This window comes from Sphingomonas sp. Ell38C01 (genome assembly GCF_055231975.1).
In genome coordinates this window covers 688,275-703,336 of sequence record NZ_JBUYVA010000001.1, presented here as the reverse complement: position 1 = coordinate 703,336, position 15,062 = coordinate 688,275, and the positions used below count along the sequence as shown (strand labels likewise).

Sequence of the window (15,062 nt, the reverse complement as noted above, 5' to 3'; positions counted from 1 at the left end):
TCACTGGTCGTCGAACAGCGCGGCCAGCTGTTCGATGATCGTCCCGCCCAGCTGTTCGGCATCCATGATCGTCACCGCGCGGCTGTAATAGCGCGTCACGTCGTGGCCGATCCCGATCGCGACGAGTTGCGCAGGGCTCTTCTTCTCGATCCAGTCGATCACCTGCCGCAGGTGCCGCTCCAGATACGAACCCGAATTCACCGACAGCGTCGAATCGTCGACCGGCGCGCCGTCGGAGATCACCATCAGGATCCGCCGATCCTCGGGTCGCGCCATCAGCCGGGCATGCGCCCACAGCAGCGCCTCGCCGTCGATATTCTCCTTGAGCAGCCCCTCGCGCATCATCAGCCCAAGGTTGGTGCGCGCACGCCGCCACGGCTCGTCGGCCTTCTTGTAGACGATGTGGCGGATGTCGTTGAGCCGCCCGGGCTGCGGTGGCCGCCCCGCCGCCAACCACGTCTCGCGCGCCTGCCCGCCTTTCCAAGCGCGCGTCGTGAAGCCCAGGATCTCGGTCTTGACCCCGCACCGCTCGAGCGTGCGCGCGAGGATGTCGGCCGAGATCGCCGCGATCGAGATCGGGCGCCCGCGCATCGACCCCGAATTGTCGATCAGCAGCGTCACCACCGTGTCGCGGAACTCGGTCTCGCGCTCGATCTTGTAGCTCAGCGAACTGCCCGGCGAGACGACGACGCGCGCCAGCCGCGCGGCGTCGAGCATCCCCTCTTCCTGGTCGAAGTCCCACGACCGGTTCTGCTGCGCCATCAGCCGCCGCTGGAGCCGGTTCGCCAGCTTCGACACCGCCGATTGCAGGTGGACGAGCTGCTGGTCGAGATAGCCGCGCAGCCGAACCAGCTCGTCGGCATCGCACAGGTCGATCGCGGCGACCACCTCGTCGAACTGCGTCGTCCAGGGCTTGTAGTCGAACTGCGGCGACAGGTCCGCGAAGGGGCGGTTCGGACGGACGGGCTGCATCCCCTCCTCGCCCTCGTCGCCGGGCTCGCCATCGCGGTCGTCGTCGAACTGGTCCTCGCCATAGTCCTCGCCGCCCTCGTCGGAGTCCTCGCCATCGCGCTCCTCGCCGCGCGCCTCGGCCTCCGCCTCGCCCTCGCTGCCGTCCTCCTGCTCGTCCTCGCCCTGGTCGTCGGAGGCGCTTTCTTCGCCCTCGTCCTGCCCGCCTTCCTCGTCGGACTCCTCGGGAACCTGGTCGCCCTCGACCAGCTCGAGATCCTCGAGCAGCTTCATCGCCAGCCCCTGGAACGCGCGCTGGTCGTCGAGCGCCAGCGCCAGTGCGGACAGGTCGGTGCGATCCTCGATCCACTCGCGGACCAGCGCGAGGCCGGGCGCGGCGACCGCGGGCGCCTGCTGCCCCGTCACCGCCTCGCGCACCAGCAGCGACAATGCGGTCGACAGCGGCACCTCGTCGCGGTTGCGCGCCCGCGTGATCGGGTCCGCGCGCAGCCGCACGTCGAGCGCGCTCGCCAGGTTCGCGGTCATCCCCGCATAGCCGCGGCTGCCCAGCGCCTCGACCCGCGCGGTCTCCACCGCGTCGAACACCGCGCGCGCCACCGCATCCGCCGGCGCGCCGCGCTGGTGGAGCGTCGCGTCGTGGAGCCTCAGCTTCAGCGCGAACCCGTCGGCGAACCCGCGCGCCTCCGCCACCTGGTCCGCGGGCAGCGCGCGCGCAGGCATCGGCACCTTCACGTGCTTGCCCGACTGCGACGGCGCGTCCGCGGTGAATGCCAGCTCCACCTCCGGCTCCTCCGCGATCGCACGGGTGGCGCCGGAAAGGACGGCCTTAAACCGGTCGAGGGGGGTTTCGTTCGCCATCTTTTTACTGATCTAGATCGCCATTCGCAGAACAACGCCATCCGGAAGGAAAAAGCCATTCATGCGATTGTTCGTGAATGAGGCGGCCCCCAATCCCTCCATCCGCAAGAAACCGCCAACCCCCTTTACCGCGGGATGATCAGCGCTTTTCATTTCGATCAATCCGACGTTCAGTGATGGCATATCACCACTATGAGCAGCAATTACTTCGGCGACAATACGATAAAATTCCTGCTTATTTACCGTTGCTGCGGGAATTATCCACAGCCGCCAACTATCGGTATCCGAACTGAATACCCACATTGCTCCGTTCGGAGCTATTTCGGTTGCATCTAAGAGAGCAACGAGCCGCTGCCCTTCTCTTACCAATACTTCCTTATCCATGACATTACTCCGTGATCCGGGTCCTGTAACGCCGAAATCAAAAAATGAGCGGATGATTTGTCCGTGGCTTCGTATCGAAAATCTGGGTTCCATTCGGAAGCAATCCCCCACCAGGACGCGAACATGCTGTCGCTTCTAAGATTTTCTTGAAGAACAGACCTCAAACCTGCGAGCCCAATCAGATTATCATATCCATGGGTATATAGCGCCGTGATAAACTTCTTATCTGGTATTGCCTCAGCGGAAATCTGCTTGGCGGCACATGCCTTCAAAGCCAACTCGACGGCATATCCTGCAAGGTAGTAGGCATTTCCCCATCGATCGTTATCGAAAAGCAACGTCGCGTCCGCGATCTTTGCTTCACTAAGCTTCTGAAGGTCGCCACGCGAAACGCTTCCTCCCATCTCAAGCCTTCCCCACCACGCTCTCCGGCAGGTCCTTGCCGAACACGCGCTGGTAATATTCCGCGACCAGCGGGCGTTCGTTCTCGTCGCACTTGTTCAGGAACGACAGCCGGAACGCGAAGCCGACATCGCCGAAGATCAGCGCGTTCTGCGCCCAGGTGATGACGGTCCGCGGGCTCATCACCGTCGAGATGTCGCCGTTGACGAAGCCCTTGCGCGTCAGGTCGGCGACGCGGACCATGTTCTCGACGGTCTTCTTGCCCTCGGGCTTGTCGTACTCGCCCGACTTGGCCAGCACGATCTGCGCCTCGGTCGCGGCGGGCAGATAGTTGAGCGTGACGACGATGTTCCAGCGGTCCATCTGGCCCTGGTTGATCTGCTGCGTGCCGTGGTACAGCCCGCTGGTATCGCCCAGCCCCACCGTATTGGCGGTCGCGAACAGCCGGAACCACGGGCTCGGCCGGATCACGCGGTTCTGGTCGAGCAGCGTCAGTTTCCCTTCCGTCTCCAGCACGCGCTGGATCACGAACATCACGTCGGGGCGCCCGGCGTCATATTCGTCGAACACCAAAGCGGTCGGCGTCTGGAGCGCCCAGGGCAGCAGCCCCTCGCGGAACTCGGTCACCTGCTGGCCGTCGCGCAGCACGATCGCATCGCGCCCGACCAGGTCGATGCGGCTGATATGCGCATCGAGGTTGATGCGGATGCACGGCCATTTCAGCCGCGCCGCCACCTGCTCGATATGCGTCGATTTTCCGGTGCCGTGATAGCCCTGCACCATCACGCGCCGGTTGTGCGCGAACCCCGCCAGCACTGCCAGCGTCGTGTCGGGATCGAACACATAGGCAGGGTCCAGATCGGGCACCCGCTCGTCCGCGATGCTGAACGCGGGCACTTCCATGTCGGTGTCGATCCCGAACAGGTCGCGCACCGACTTCATCTGGTCCGGCGCGTCGAGAATCGTCGTCTCACGGCTGTCTGGCTGGGTGTTCGAAATCTCGGTCATGCACTGCCTCGCGTCTGGGCCTCAGGCCTTTGGGGCCTCGCGTCTGGTCCAACGCCTTAGGCCAGGCGTGGCTGCCGACTCAACCGCCCTGCGCCGGTTTCGTTCACGCGATCTTCTCGGGCAGCGCGAACAGTGCCACGAACCGCGCCGCGATCGCCCGGTCTCCCTCGATCCGCAACAGCCCCGCCGCCTCGGCGTCGGCGAACGGCCATTTGACGTAGACGATCCGTGCCAGCGTCGTCGGATCGCAGGCGAAGGTCACGTCGGCCGCGCCGGTTTCGCCGCGCACGATCGCCAGGTCGTCGCGCGTCAGCCGCGCGACGAAGGCGTCATCGGCGAACCGGAACGCGATCGCCGCCCGCCAGTCGTCGCGATCCTTGGCGACCATCGTCTGCAGCGACATCATCGCGGACGCCGGCGAAAAGGGCAGCGTCGGATCGTGCCGCGACGATCGCGTCGCCCAGCGCCCCATCTCCTGGAAGATCGGCACGCTCTCATACCCCCAGCGCGTCAGTTCATACACCTGCACGCTCGCGGGCGGGGGCAGCTTGCGGCGAAGGAGGATGCCGACGCGCTCCAGACCCTCCAGCCTCTGCGTCAGCACGTTCGCGCTGATGCCGGCCAGGTTCGCGCGGATCTCGCCGAACCGCCGCGGGCCGAACATCAGCTCGCGCACCACCAGCAGCGCCCAGCGCTCGCCGACCAGCTCGAGCGCGAGCGCGGTGCCGCACGCGTCGTCATACCAGCGTTTCGTCGCATGCCCGGCGCCACTGGTCACTTTTTCTAACTTCATAGTTGCTTTTGATAACCGAAGCCGTCATCCAACACAAATACCGAGTCGCCAAGGAGATCTTCGCGATGCCCAGGATGATCTTCGTCAACCTGCCCGTCATGGACGTTGCGAGGGCTACCGCCTTCTACGAGGCGGTCGGGTTCGCAAGGAACGACGCCTTCTCCAACGAAAAGGCCAGCGCGATGAACTGGTCCGACTCGATCCACGTCATGCTGCTCGATCACGCCTTCTATGCGACCTTCACCGCAAAGCGCATCATCGATGCCCGCACGCAGAGCGGCGTGCTCCTCGCCCTGTCGTTCGATACGCGTGCGGAGGTCGATGCGATCACGCAGGCCGCGCTCGCCGCGGGCGGGCGCGAGCTTCATGACCCGGAGGATCTGGGCTTCATGTACAGCCGCGCGTTCGAGGATCCCGACGGCCATGGCTGGGGGCCGTTCCACATGGATCCCACCGCCACGTCGGCGGTCGCGTGACATGCGCGCCTGTCGCAGCATCCTGATCGGCGTGATCGCGTTCGTGGTCACCGCTACCGGCCTCGCGCTTCACGCACCGAGCCTGACCTGAAGATCATCGGCCTGAGGAGACGACCCATGCGTCCGATCATCACCGCGTTCGACTGGGTGCCCGATTTCGCGAAGGGGCAGGTGCGCGATTTGCGCGTGCGCTGGGCACTCGAGGAGGTCGGCCAGCCCTATGACGTGCTGTACCTGTCGCAGGGCGAGCAGAAGGCGCACGACCACCGCGCGCGCCAGCCGTTCGGGCAGGTTCCCACCTATGAGGAGGGCGAGCTGATCCTGTTCGAATCGGGTGCGATCGTCCTTCACATAGCGGAAACCCACCCCGGCCTTCTCCCCGCCGATCCCGCCGGGCGGTCGCGGGCGCGCGAATGGATGTTCGCCGCGCTCAACACCGTCGAGCCGCCGATCATGGATCACGCGATCGCCACGCTGTTCGAGGCGGACAAGCCCTGGTCCAGGCCGCGGCTCCCCACGGTGATGGCGCGGATCGACGAGCGGCTGGCGGAGCTGTCGCGCCGGCTGGGCGGGCAGACATGGCTCGACGGCGACGCCTTCACCGCAGGCGACCTGCTGATGGTCTCGGTGCTGCGCATCGTATCGGCGAACGGGATGCTCGACGCGTGGCCCGATCTGGTGTCGTATGTCGCGCGCGGCGAGGCGCGTCCGGCGTTCGCCCGCGCGCTCGACGCGCAGATGGCGGGGTTCACCGGCGCGCCCCCGCCCGGATTCGCCGCCTGGCTGGAAGCGCAAAGACAAGGAGAGACGCGATGACCTATGTCGAAGGCTTCCTCACCGCGGTGCCGACCGCCAACAAACAGGCCTATCTCGCGCATGCCCGGACGGCCGCGGCGCTGGTCCGCGAGTTCGGCGCGACGCGCTTCGTCGAGGCGTGGGGCGACGACGTCCCGCGCGGGACGGTCAACGATCTGTGGGGCGCGGTCCAGGCGACGGAGGACGAGACCGTCCTGTTCAGCTGGTTCGAATATCCCGACAAGGCGACGCGCAATGCCGCCAACCAGCGGATGATGGACGATCCGCGGATGGCCGCGATGGCCGAAGACATGCCGTTCGACGGCGCGCGCATGATCTATGCGGGGTTCGACGTGGTGCACGAAGCGGGCGACGGTCGCGACACCGGTTATATCGACGGCATCGTGCTGCCGGCGCGCGCCGACGACAGGGCGGCCTATCGCGATTTCGCGCGGGCCTGCGCACCGGTGTTCCTCGCGGCAGGCGCGCTGCGCGTCGTCGATGCCTATGGCGACGACGTCCGCGACGGCACGCTCACCGACTTCAACCGCGCGATCCACCGCCAGGACGGCGAAGTGCCCGTCTATGGCTGGGTCGAGTGGCCGTCGAAGGCGGTGCGCGACGCGGGCTGGCCGCGGATCATGGAGGATCCCGCGATGAAGGACGCGGGGCCCCCGCCGTTCGACGGCAAGCGCATGATGTTCGGCGGCTTCCTGCCGCTGCTCGACGCATAGGGGAGACAGGACGATGGCCAATCCCGACGGCACGCCCGTGTGGTTCGAACTGAGCACCCCCGATGCCGACGTCGCACGCGATTTCTACGCCGCGGTCGCGGGCTGGACGATCGCCCCCTCGCCGATGGCGGAGCATGGCGGCTACCTGATCGCCTGCGCGCCCGATGGCGAAGGCGTCGCGGGCATGATGACCCCGCCCCCCGAGGCCCCCGCCTTTCCCGGCTGGGCGGTGTATTTCGGCGTGTCGGACGTCGACGCCGCCGCCGCGAAGGTCACTAGGCTGGGCGGCGCCATCGTCTTCGGCCCGATGGACATTCCCCATGTCGGCCGCTTCGCGATCGCGACCGATCCGCAAGGCGTCACGCTCGTGCTGATGACCGGATCGAGCCCCGAGGATTCCGCCGCGTTCCGGCAGGTGCCGGGCACCGACAGCCTCGGCCACGGCGTCTGGATCGAGCTCGCCACCCCCGATCCCGATGGCGCGCTCGCCTTCTACGGCGCGCTGTTCGGCTGGGAGAAGCAAGGCGCGATGCCGATGGGGGACATGGGCGACTATACCTTCCTCGGCGCGGGCGAGGCGCGTCCGGGTGCGGTCATGTCGAGCGCGACCACCGGCGCGCCCGCACGCTGGACCTGGTACGTCCATGTCGCCGACATCGATGCCGCGATCGCGACTGCGCAGGCGAAGCGCGGCACGCTGCTCCAGGGGCCGGACCAGATCCCCGGCGGAGACTATTCCGCCAACGTCGCCGATCCGTCGGGCGCGCAGATCGGCCTGGTCGGGCCGCGAACGGCCGCATGACGATGGCCCGGATCACTCCCTGCCTCTGGTTCGACGGCAACGCCGAGGAGGCCGCGCGCTTCTACGCCGCCACCTTTCCCGACAGCCGCGTCGACGCGGTCCACCGCGCGCCCGCCGACTATCCCGCGGGCAAGGCGGGCGACGCGCTGACGGTCGAGTTCACCATATTGGGCCTCTCGTTCCTCGGGCTCAACGGCGGCGCGGGCGTGCCCTTCACCGACGCGGTGTCGTTCCAGGTCCATACCGATACGCAGGAGGAAACCGACCGCTACTGGTCCGCGATCGTCGACCGCGGCGGCAGCGAGAGCGCGTGCAGTTGGTGCAGGGACCGCTTCGGGCTGTCGTGGCAGATCGTGCCGCGCGCGCTCACCCAAGCGCTCGCCGACCCCGATCGCGCCGCCGCCGGGCGCGCGATGCAGGCGATGATGACGATGACCAGGATCGACATCGCCGCGATCGAGCGCGCGCGCGCCGGAGACCCCGCATGACCGAACCGTACGAGCTCAGCGTCACCCGCGATATCGACGTCCCCGTCGCCGCGGTCTGGCGCGCCTGGACGCGGCATCTGGCGGAATGGTTCACCCCGCCGCCCTGGACGACCGAGCTGATCGCGCAGGACCTGCGCGCGGGCGGTCGCTCCGCGATGGTGATGCGCGGGCCGAACGGCGAGGAGAATGCGCTGGAGGGCGTGTTCCTCGAGGTGGTCCCCGAACGCCTGATCGTCTCGACCGACGCGGTCCGTTCGGACTGGACCCCGCAGGGCCCGTTCATGGTCCGCCTCGATGCCTTCGAGCCCGATGGCTCGGACGGAAAGGCGACGCGCTATACCGCGACCGCCCGGCACTGGACCGCGGAGGCGATGGAGCAACACCGCGCGATGGGGTTCGAGCAAGGCTGGGGCATCGTCGCGGACCAGCTTGCCGCGGTCGCGATCCGGGTGGCGGCGGAGGGGTAACACCACCATCCGTCACCCCAGCGACAGCCGGGGTGAGGCAGGGTCCCGCTACCCCATCCGCGCCAGCGGCAGCACCAGCCCCGGCACGTCGGTGTGGAACGCGAACACGTCCCCCGCCTGCGGTTGCGCGGCACGCTCCTCCGCGCCCAGCCCGATCAACGCGCTGGTCGCATAGCCGGTGCACAGGTCCGCCCCGCCGAACGCCACCTTCGTGATCTGCGTCGCGGGAAACCGCACACGGCGCACCAGCGCGCCATCGGGCGCATAGCAGCGCGCCTCGCTCCCACCCCAGATCGCGACCCAGACGCGCCCCGCCGAATCGACGGTCGCACCGTCGGGGCTCCCGTCCGCCGCGTCGATCGTCGCGAACACGCGCGGTTCGCCGAGCACGCCCACGGTGTCCAGCGGCACGGCGAGCACCACTCCGCCCACCGTATCGACCGCGTACAACGTCGCGCCGTCCGGCGCGATCGCGGGGCCGTTGGTGATCGGCACCGGTGCCAGCGTGCTCGCCTTGACCTTGCCGCGATGGAACCGGTGCACCTGTCCGGTCGCGGCGACATGCGCGTCGTCCATCGTCCCCAGCCACACCGCACCGTCGGGCGCGACGGTCGCGTCGTTCAGCCGGTTGCCCGGCCGCTCGGGCTCGGGATCGGCGACCAGCGTGAAACGCCCGTCCGCGGGATCGAACCGGTGGACCCCCGTCTGCAACCCCGCGAGGAACGCGCCGTCGTCCGCGGGCAGTACCCAGCCGACCTGCCCGGGGGCGTCCCACCGCGTCGTCGTCGCGTCGCCCGGGCGCCAGCGATGGACATGGCGCTGCTTGATGTCGACGAACCACAGGCACGCGTCGCGCGCGTCCCACACCGGCCCCTCGCCCAGCGTCGCCCCGATCCGACATACGCTCCGGCCCGCGATCCGCCCGTCCATCGATCTCTCCCATCGCAGCTTGCGAGCGCGACTATATTGTCTTACAAATCATTCGCAAGAGGAGAGGTCATGCCCGAACGGAACCTGCGACCGTGAACGACGCCTATATCGCGATCGACTGGGGCACCACCAACCGCCGCGCCTGGCTGGTCGCTGCGGACGGCACGGTGAGCGACAGCGTGCGCGACGACCGCGGCGTGCTGTCGATCGCGTCCGGTGCGTATCCCGGCGAGCTCGCCGCTTTGCGCGCACGCTACGGCGCGCTCCCCGCGATCGCGGCCGGCATGGTCGGCTCGACCCGCGGCTGGCGCGAGGCGCCGTACGTGTCCGCCCCCGCCGACGCCGCCGCGCTCGCCGCCGCGGTGCTGCGGATCGAGGATGAGAACCTCGCGATCGTCCCCGGCGTGTCGCTCCTGACCGACACCCGCGCCGACGTGATGCGCGGCGAGGAGGTGCAGGTGCTCGGCGCGATCGCCGCGGGGCTCGCCCCCGATACCGCGCTGTTCTGCCAGCCCGGCACCCACAACAAATGGGTGCGCACCGATGCCGCACGGATCGTCGACGTCGCCACCGCGATGACGGGCGAGCTGTTCGCGCTTCTCCGCGACCATGGCATCCTCGCCGGCATGCTCGGCGGCACGGTCGCCGATGGCCCCGCCTTCCGCGACGGCCTCGCGCGCGGCGCGGGCGCGATCGACCTGACGGGCGCGCTGTTCGAGGTGCGTGCGCGCGTCCTGCTCGGCCGCCTGCGAGCCGAGGACGCCGCCGCCTTCGCCAGCGGCATCCTGATCGGTGCCGATGTCGGCGCGCGGAGCGTGGCGCACGAAGCCGTCCATCTCCTCGCCGACGGCACGCTCGCCGATCTCTACGCCACCGCCATCGCGGCGCTGGGCGGCACCGCCGTCCGCGTCGACAGCCACGCCGCCTTCCTGGCGGGCATCCACCAGATCCGGGAGTTGATCCGTTGACCGATCCTGTCGCGCGGTTCCACGCCGCCTTCGCCGCCTGTCCGCTCGTCGCGATCCTGCGCGGCATCACCCCGGCGGAGGCGGAGGACGTCGCCGACGCGCTGGTCGACGCGGGCTTCACGCTGATCGAGGTCCCGCTCAACTCGCCCGACCCGCATGCCAGCATCGCCGCGATGGCGCGCCGCGTCGGCCCGCGCGCGATGATCGGCGCGGGCACCGTGCTGACGGCCGCGCAGGTGAACGAGGTGAAGGCCGCGGGCGGCACGCTCATCGTCTCGCCCAACACCGACCCCTCCGTGATCGCGGCGACCGTCGCCGCCGGTCTCGTCTCGCTGCCCGGCTATTTCACGCCCAGCGAGGCGTTCGCCGCGCTCGCCGCGGGCGCGCACGGGCTCAAGCTGTTTCCCGCCGACGGCACCACCCCCGCCTTCCTCAAGGCGCAGCGCGCGGTGTTGCCGAAGGACGTGCGCGTCCTCGCGGTCGGCGGCGTCACACCCGAAACGCTCGCCACCTGGCGCGCCGCCGGGGCGGACGGCTACGGCCTCGGCTCCAACCTCTACAGGCCCGGCAAGCCCGCCGCCGACGTCGCGCGCGACGCCGCCGCCTATGTGAAGGCCCTCCGCGCATGACCGCGCCGATCCGCCTCGCCGTCATCGGCATGGGCAAGATCGCGCACGACCAGCATCTGCCCGCGATCGCCGCCAACCCCGATTTCGATCTCGTCGCCACCGTCAGCCGCCACGGCGGCCCGGTCGGCGAGCTGCCCTTCTTCCCGACGGTCGAGGCGTTGATCGAGCGCGGCCCGATGCTCGACGCGGTCGCGCTGTGCACCCCGCCGCAGGTCCGCCGCGCGATCGCCGCGACCGCGCTGGCGCAGGGCTGGCACGTCTTCCTCGAAAAGCCCCCCGGCGCGACGCTCGCCGAGGTCGCCACGCTCGAGGCCGCCGCCGCGGACAGCGGCGCATCGCTCTTCGCCAGCTGGCATTCGCGCTACGCCGCCGGGGTCGCGCCCGCGCGCGCATGGCTCGCCGATCGTCACATCCACCGCGTGACGGTGACGTGGCGCGAGGACGTCCGCGTCTGGCATCCGGGGCAGGCCTGGATCTGGGAAGCGGGCGGGTTCGGCGTGTTCGATCCCGGCATCAACGCGCTCTCGATCGTCACCCACATCCTGCCGCGCCCGTTCTTCATCGAGGATGCGGTGCTGGACGTGCCCGCCAACCGCCAGGCGCCGATCGCCGCGCGCCTCGCCTTTCGCGATACCGCGGGCACGCCGATCGCCGCCGATTTCGACTGGCGGCAGGAAGGTCCGCAGCACTGGGACATCGTCGTCGAGACCGACGCAGGCACGCTTCGCCTCGCCGACGGCGGCGCGACGCTGACGCTTCCCGACGGCTCGACCCCGACGCGCCACGACGGGCTGCACGGCGAATATCCCGGGCTCTACGCGCGTTTCGCCGACGTCATCCACGCCGGCACCAGCGACGTCGACATCGCCCCCCTGCGCCACGTCGCCGACGCGTTCCTGCGCGGCCGGCGCGAGACGGTGGCGACGTTCGACGAATAGGCGCAAGGACATCGCGAACGGGAGGCGCGCGACATTGGCGGACGAGACAGAAGCCCGGCGCGGCCCCGGCCACACGATCCTGGCACGCGAGCTGGGCATCGCGATCGCGACCGGCCGCCACGCGCCCGGATCGATCCTGCCCGGCGAGCACGAACTGGCGGACCAGCGCGGCATCTCGCGCAGCGTGGTGCGCGAGGCGCTGCGGATGCTCGCCGCCAAGGGCCTGCTCGAAAGCAAGCCGCGCGCCGGCACCCGCATCCGCGACCGCGCCGAATGGAACCTGCTCGATCCCGACCTGCTGGCGTGGATGTTCGAGGGCGAGCCGCCTGCGGGCTTCGTCCACAGCCTGTTCCAGCTCCGCCTGATCGTCGAGCCCGCCGCCGCCGAGCTCGCCGCGCTCTCGCGCACCCCGCGCCAGCTCTCGCGGATGGGCCATGCGCTCGAACAGATGGGCGAGCACGGCCTCGCCGACCCGGTCGGGCAGGCCGCGGACCAGGCGTTCCACAGCATCATCCTCGAGGCGACGGGCAACGAACTGCTCGTCAGCCTCGCGGGCAGCATCGGCGCGGCGGTCCGCTGGACCACGATCTTCAAGTACCGCAAGGCGCGCCGCCCGCGCGATTCGATGCCGCAGCACCGCGCGCTGTTCGAGGCGATCGCCGATTCCGACGCCGACGCCGCGCGCGACGCCACGATCGCGCTCGTCCGCCACGCGCAGGAGGATACCGAATTGTCGCTGGGGGTGTAGCGGCGGATCGCGTGCGCCGCGACACAGCTCGATCATAGCCCGAGCTTGCATCCGCGCGCCCGCGCCCGTAAATATGTCCGAGTTATTCCCCGAAAGGCTTCCCATGATCGACGGTGCCATCCTCATCGGCGCGGACACGCGCCAGGCCGATACGCGGTTCGCCGCGATCGATCCCGCGACCGGCGACACGCTGCCCGGCGACTTCTCGTCCGCAAGCGCCGACGCGGTCGCCGACGCCTGTGCGCTCGCCGACGCCGCCTTCCGCGCCTACGCTGCGACCGATCTCGAGACGCGCGCCGCGTTCCTCGAGGGGATCGCCGACGCGATCGTCGCGATCGGCGACGACCTGATCGTCCGCGCGATGGCCGAAAGCGGCCTCCCCCGCGCCCGGCTGGAGGGCGAGCGCGGCCGCACCGTCGGCCAGCTCAAGCTGTTCGCCTCGGTCGTCCGCCAGGGCGACTTTCTCGACGCGACGATCGATCCCGCGATGCCCGATCGCGCGCCGCTGCCGCGTCCCGACCTGCGCCGCGTGAACCTCGCGATCGGACCGGTCGCGGTGTTCGGCGCGTCGAACTTCCCGCTCGCCTTCTCGGTCGCGGGCGGCGACACCGCCTCCGCGCTGGCGGCGGGCTGCCCCGTCATCGTCAAGGGCCACCCCGCGCATCCGGGCACCGGCGAGATGGTCGCGCGCGCGATCCGGTCCGCGGTCGACAAGGCCGGGCTGCCCGCAGGCGTCTTCTCGTACCTGCCCGGCGAGACGAACGCGCTGGGCGAGGCGCTGGTCGCCGACAGCCGCGTCAAGGCGGTCGGCTTCACCGGCTCGCGCGGCGGCGGCCTCGCGCTCGTCGCGATCGCGGCGAAGCGCGCCGAGCCGATCCCGGTCTATGCCGAGATGTCGAGCATCAACCCCGTCATCCTCTTCCCCGCCGCGCTCGAAGCGCGCGGGACCGCGATGGCGGACGCCTATGTCCAGTCGCTGACGATGGGCGCGGGGCAGTTCTGCACCAATCCGGGCCTCGTCCTCGCGGTCGCCTCCCCCGCGCTCGACGCGTTCGTCGCCGCCGCGGGTGACGCGCTGGCGAAGACGCAGCCGCTCACGATGCTGTCGCCGGGCATCCACGCCAGCTACGAGAAGGGCGTCGACGCGCTCGCCACGCACGAGGCGGTCAAGACCGTCGCGCGCGGCACCGTCGGCGAGGGCGTCAACCAGGCGGTCGGCGCGCTGTTCGAGACGGATGCGCAGCGCTTCCTCGCGGACAAGATGCTCGGCCACGAGGTGTTCGGCTCGTCGTCGATCGTCGTTCGCTGCGCCGACATGGCGGAGCTGACGCGGGTCGTCGCGCAGCTCGAGGGCCAGCTCACCGCGACGCTCCAGCTCGATCCGGCCGACGAGGCAGACGCCGCCGCGCTCGTCCCCGTCCTCGCACAGCGCGTCGGGCGGATCCTCGCCAATGGGTGGCCGACCGGCGTCGAGGTCGCGCACGCGATGGTGCATGGCGGGCCGTTCCCGTCGACGAGCGACGGGCGCACCACCTCGGTCGGCACCGCCGCGATCGAGCGCTTCCTGCGCCCGGTCTGCTTCCAGAACCTGAGCACCGCGCTGCTGCCGCCCGCGATCCGCGACGACAACGCGTGGGGCATCGCCCGCCGCATCGACGGCAAGCGCGAAGGCTCGCCCCGGTGAGCGCGGTCCTCAGCCTCGTCCAGTTCGACGACGGCGCGCGCGGCGTCGCCGCGATCGCCGCGGACGGCAGCGCGCGCCGCGTGACCGGCGCCGTCACCACGCTGGCGCTCGCGCACGCCGCGCTCGCGGCGGGCGAGACGCTCGCCGCGCATGCCGCGGCGCGGCTGGGCGACGCGATCGATCTCGATGCGGTCCGCCTGCTTGCGCCGATCGACCATGCCGATTCGGCGCATCTCGTCGTCAGCGGCACCGGCCTCACGCATCTCGGCTCGGCCGAGGGGCGCGACAAGATGCACCGCGCCGCGACCGAAAACCCCGCGCCGACCGATTCGATGAAGATGTTCCTGATGGGCGTCGAGGGCGGCAAGCCCGAAGGCGACGCGGTCGGCGCACAGCCCGAATGGTTCTACAAGGGCGACGGCAGCATCCTCGTCGCCCCCGGCGAGGCGCTGGCCAGCCCCGCCTTCGCGCTCGACGGCGGCGAGGAGCCCGAGATCGCGGGCATCTACCTGATCGCCGAAGACGGCACCCCGGTGCGGATCGGCCATGCGCTCGGCAACGAATTCTCCGATCACGTCACGGAGCGCGGCAATTACCTGTGGCTCGCGCATTCGAAGCTGCGCCAGGCCGCGCTCGGCCCCGAACTCCTGCTCGGCGCGCTGCCGCAGGACATTCGCGGCACCAGCCGGATCCTGCGCGACGGCCAGCTGCTGTGGGAAAAGCCGTTCGTCTCGGGTGAGGCGAACATGTCGCACAGCCTCGCCAATCTCGAGCATCACCACTTCAAGAACGCGGTCTTCCGTCGCCCGGGCGACGTCCATGTCCACTTCTTCGGCACCGCGACGCTGTCGTTCGCGGATGGCGTGACGACGCAGCCGGGCGACGTGTTCGAGGTTTCGGCCGCGCCCTTCACCCGCCCGGTACGCAACCCGCTGGCGATCGCCCCGGCCGCGCCGGTTACCGTCAGGGCGCTGTGATCCGCGCGGCCG

The 15,062-nt window shown here is 69.8% G+C and carries 18 protein-coding genes; 12 read left to right on the top strand and 6 right to left on the bottom strand.

The window, feature by feature from the left end:
• From cobT to ACV7NO_RS03405, 5 genes are all read right to left on the bottom strand, one after another.
• A complete protein-coding gene (cobT, locus tag ACV7NO_RS03425) occupies positions 1-1,827 on the bottom strand; it encodes a cobaltochelatase subunit CobT (RefSeq protein ID WP_463404623.1) in 1,827 nt (608 codons plus the stop codon).
• A 12-nt stretch (positions 1,828-1,839) separates the two neighbouring features.
• Entirely contained in the window at positions 1,840-2,211 is a 372-nt protein-coding gene (locus tag ACV7NO_RS03420) for a hypothetical protein (RefSeq protein ID WP_463404622.1), read from the bottom strand.
• Positions 2,190-2,615 carry a hypothetical protein gene (locus ACV7NO_RS03415; protein ID WP_463404621.1) on the bottom strand — a complete coding sequence of 142 codons (426 nt, stop codon included), beginning with the start codon at positions 2,613-2,615 and terminating at the stop codon, positions 2,190-2,192. Before ACV7NO_RS03415 ends, ACV7NO_RS03420 begins: the two co-directional genes overlap by 22 nt.
• Before the next feature lies 1 nt (position 2,616).
• Positions 2,617-3,621, bottom strand: coding sequence for a cobaltochelatase subunit CobS (gene cobS, locus ACV7NO_RS03410; protein ID WP_463404620.1), 1,005 nt, complete (start codon positions 3,619-3,621; stop codon positions 2,617-2,619).
• A 103-nt stretch (positions 3,622-3,724) separates the two neighbouring features.
• Positions 3,725-4,399, bottom strand: coding sequence for a winged helix-turn-helix transcriptional regulator (locus ACV7NO_RS03405; RefSeq protein WP_463404619.1), 675 nt, complete (start codon positions 4,397-4,399; stop codon positions 3,725-3,727).
• 80 nt (positions 4,400-4,479) lie between these two features.
• Between ACV7NO_RS03405 and ACV7NO_RS03400 the strand changes: the two genes are divergently transcribed.
• The 6 genes from ACV7NO_RS03400 to ACV7NO_RS03375 all read left to right on the top strand — a co-directional run bounded on the left by ACV7NO_RS03400 (position 4,480) and on the right by ACV7NO_RS03375 (position 8,176).
• Positions 4,480-4,890 carry a VOC family protein gene (locus ACV7NO_RS03400; RefSeq protein WP_463404618.1) on the top strand — a complete coding sequence of 137 codons (411 nt, stop codon included), beginning with the start codon at positions 4,480-4,482 and terminating at the stop codon, positions 4,888-4,890.
• A 117-nt stretch (positions 4,891-5,007) separates the two neighbouring features.
• The gene (locus tag ACV7NO_RS03395; RefSeq protein WP_463404617.1) at positions 5,008-5,706 is read left to right on the top strand and encodes a glutathione S-transferase family protein; all 699 of its coding nucleotides are present in this window, start codon (positions 5,008-5,010) and stop codon (positions 5,704-5,706) included.
• On the top strand, positions 5,703-6,419 hold the full coding sequence (locus ACV7NO_RS03390) for a DUF1428 domain-containing protein (protein WP_463404616.1): 717 nt from the start codon (positions 5,703-5,705) through the stop codon (positions 6,417-6,419). Before ACV7NO_RS03395 ends, ACV7NO_RS03390 begins: the two co-directional genes overlap by 4 nt.
• Positions 6,420-6,432: 13 nt before the next feature.
• On the top strand, positions 6,433-7,221 hold the full coding sequence (locus ACV7NO_RS03385; RefSeq protein ID WP_463404615.1) for a VOC family protein: 789 nt from the start codon (positions 6,433-6,435) through the stop codon (positions 7,219-7,221).
• Between the two features lie 2 nt (positions 7,222-7,223).
• On the top strand, positions 7,224-7,709 hold the full coding sequence (locus ACV7NO_RS03380) for a VOC family protein (RefSeq protein ID WP_463404614.1): 486 nt from the start codon (positions 7,224-7,226) through the stop codon (positions 7,707-7,709).
• Positions 7,706-8,176 carry an SRPBCC domain-containing protein gene (locus ACV7NO_RS03375; protein ID WP_463404613.1) on the top strand — a complete coding sequence of 157 codons (471 nt, stop codon included), beginning with the start codon at positions 7,706-7,708 and terminating at the stop codon, positions 8,174-8,176. Before ACV7NO_RS03380 ends, ACV7NO_RS03375 begins: the two co-directional genes overlap by 4 nt.
• A 48-nt stretch (positions 8,177-8,224) precedes the next feature.
• On the opposite strand, the gene ACV7NO_RS03370 is transcribed toward ACV7NO_RS03375, so the two are convergent.
• Complete coding sequence (locus ACV7NO_RS03370) at positions 8,225-9,106, bottom strand: SMP-30/gluconolactonase/LRE family protein (protein WP_463404612.1); 882 nt, start codon at positions 9,104-9,106, stop codon at positions 8,225-8,227.
• Between the two features lie 92 nt (positions 9,107-9,198).
• Here ACV7NO_RS03370 and ACV7NO_RS03365 point away from each other — a divergent pair, with 92 nt between their 5' ends.
• The 6 genes from ACV7NO_RS03365 to araD1 all read left to right on the top strand — a co-directional run bounded on the left by ACV7NO_RS03365 (position 9,199) and on the right by araD1 (position 15,050).
• Entirely contained in the window at positions 9,199-10,074 is an 876-nt protein-coding gene (locus tag ACV7NO_RS03365) for a 2-dehydro-3-deoxygalactonokinase (protein ID WP_463404611.1), read from the top strand.
• Positions 10,071-10,703 carry a 2-dehydro-3-deoxy-6-phosphogalactonate aldolase gene (locus tag ACV7NO_RS03360; protein ID WP_463404610.1) on the top strand — a complete coding sequence of 211 codons (633 nt, stop codon included), beginning with the start codon at positions 10,071-10,073 and terminating at the stop codon, positions 10,701-10,703. The genes ACV7NO_RS03365 and ACV7NO_RS03360 overlap by 4 nt, the downstream gene beginning before the upstream one ends.
• Positions 10,700-11,641: a Gfo/Idh/MocA family protein gene (locus ACV7NO_RS03355; protein WP_463404609.1), complete on the top strand. Its 942-nt coding sequence runs from the start codon at positions 10,700-10,702 to the stop codon at positions 11,639-11,641. Before ACV7NO_RS03360 ends, ACV7NO_RS03355 begins: the two co-directional genes overlap by 4 nt.
• Positions 11,642-11,675: 34 nt before the next feature.
• Entirely contained in the window at positions 11,676-12,389 is a 714-nt protein-coding gene (locus ACV7NO_RS03350) for a FadR/GntR family transcriptional regulator (protein WP_463404608.1), read from the top strand.
• 103 nt (positions 12,390-12,492) lie between these two features.
• Positions 12,493-14,073: an aldehyde dehydrogenase (NADP(+)) gene (locus ACV7NO_RS03345; protein ID WP_463404607.1), complete on the top strand. Its 1,581-nt coding sequence runs from the start codon at positions 12,493-12,495 to the stop codon at positions 14,071-14,073.
• A complete protein-coding gene (araD1, locus tag ACV7NO_RS03340; RefSeq protein ID WP_463404606.1) occupies positions 14,070-15,050 on the top strand; it encodes an AraD1 family protein in 981 nt (326 codons plus the stop codon). Before ACV7NO_RS03345 ends, araD1 begins: the two co-directional genes overlap by 4 nt.
• The last annotated feature ends 12 nt before the right edge of the window (positions 15,051-15,062 follow it).

Coding starts and splice junctions, on each gene's coding strand:
- cobT (WP_463404623.1), bottom strand. CDS start 1,827: ATGGCGAACGAAACCCCCCTCGACCGGTTTAAGGCCGTCCTTTCCGGC.
- ACV7NO_RS03420 (WP_463404622.1), bottom strand. CDS start 2,211: ATGGATAAGGAAGTATTGGTAAGAGAAGGGCAGCGGCTCGTTGCTCTC.
- ACV7NO_RS03415 (WP_463404621.1), bottom strand. CDS start 2,615: ATGGGAGGAAGCGTTTCGCGTGGCGACCTTCAGAAGCTTAGTGAAGCA.
- cobS (WP_463404620.1), bottom strand. CDS start 3,621: ATGACCGAGATTTCGAACACCCAGCCAGACAGCCGTGAGACGACGATT.
- ACV7NO_RS03400 (WP_463404618.1), top strand. CDS start 4,480: ATGCCCAGGATGATCTTCGTCAACCTGCCCGTCATGGACGTTGCGAGG.
- ACV7NO_RS03395 (WP_463404617.1), top strand. CDS start 5,008: ATGCGTCCGATCATCACCGCGTTCGACTGGGTGCCCGATTTCGCGAAG.
- ACV7NO_RS03390 (WP_463404616.1), top strand. CDS start 5,703: ATGACCTATGTCGAAGGCTTCCTCACCGCGGTGCCGACCGCCAACAAA.
- ACV7NO_RS03385 (WP_463404615.1), top strand. CDS start 6,433: ATGGCCAATCCCGACGGCACGCCCGTGTGGTTCGAACTGAGCACCCCC.
- ACV7NO_RS03380 (WP_463404614.1), top strand. CDS start 7,224: ATGGCCCGGATCACTCCCTGCCTCTGGTTCGACGGCAACGCCGAGGAG.
- ACV7NO_RS03375 (WP_463404613.1), top strand. CDS start 7,706: ATGACCGAACCGTACGAGCTCAGCGTCACCCGCGATATCGACGTCCCC.
- ACV7NO_RS03370 (WP_463404612.1), bottom strand. CDS start 9,106: ATGGACGGGCGGATCGCGGGCCGGAGCGTATGTCGGATCGGGGCGACG.
- ACV7NO_RS03355 (WP_463404609.1), top strand. CDS start 10,700: ATGACCGCGCCGATCCGCCTCGCCGTCATCGGCATGGGCAAGATCGCG.
- ACV7NO_RS03345 (WP_463404607.1), top strand. CDS start 12,493: ATGATCGACGGTGCCATCCTCATCGGCGCGGACACGCGCCAGGCCGAT.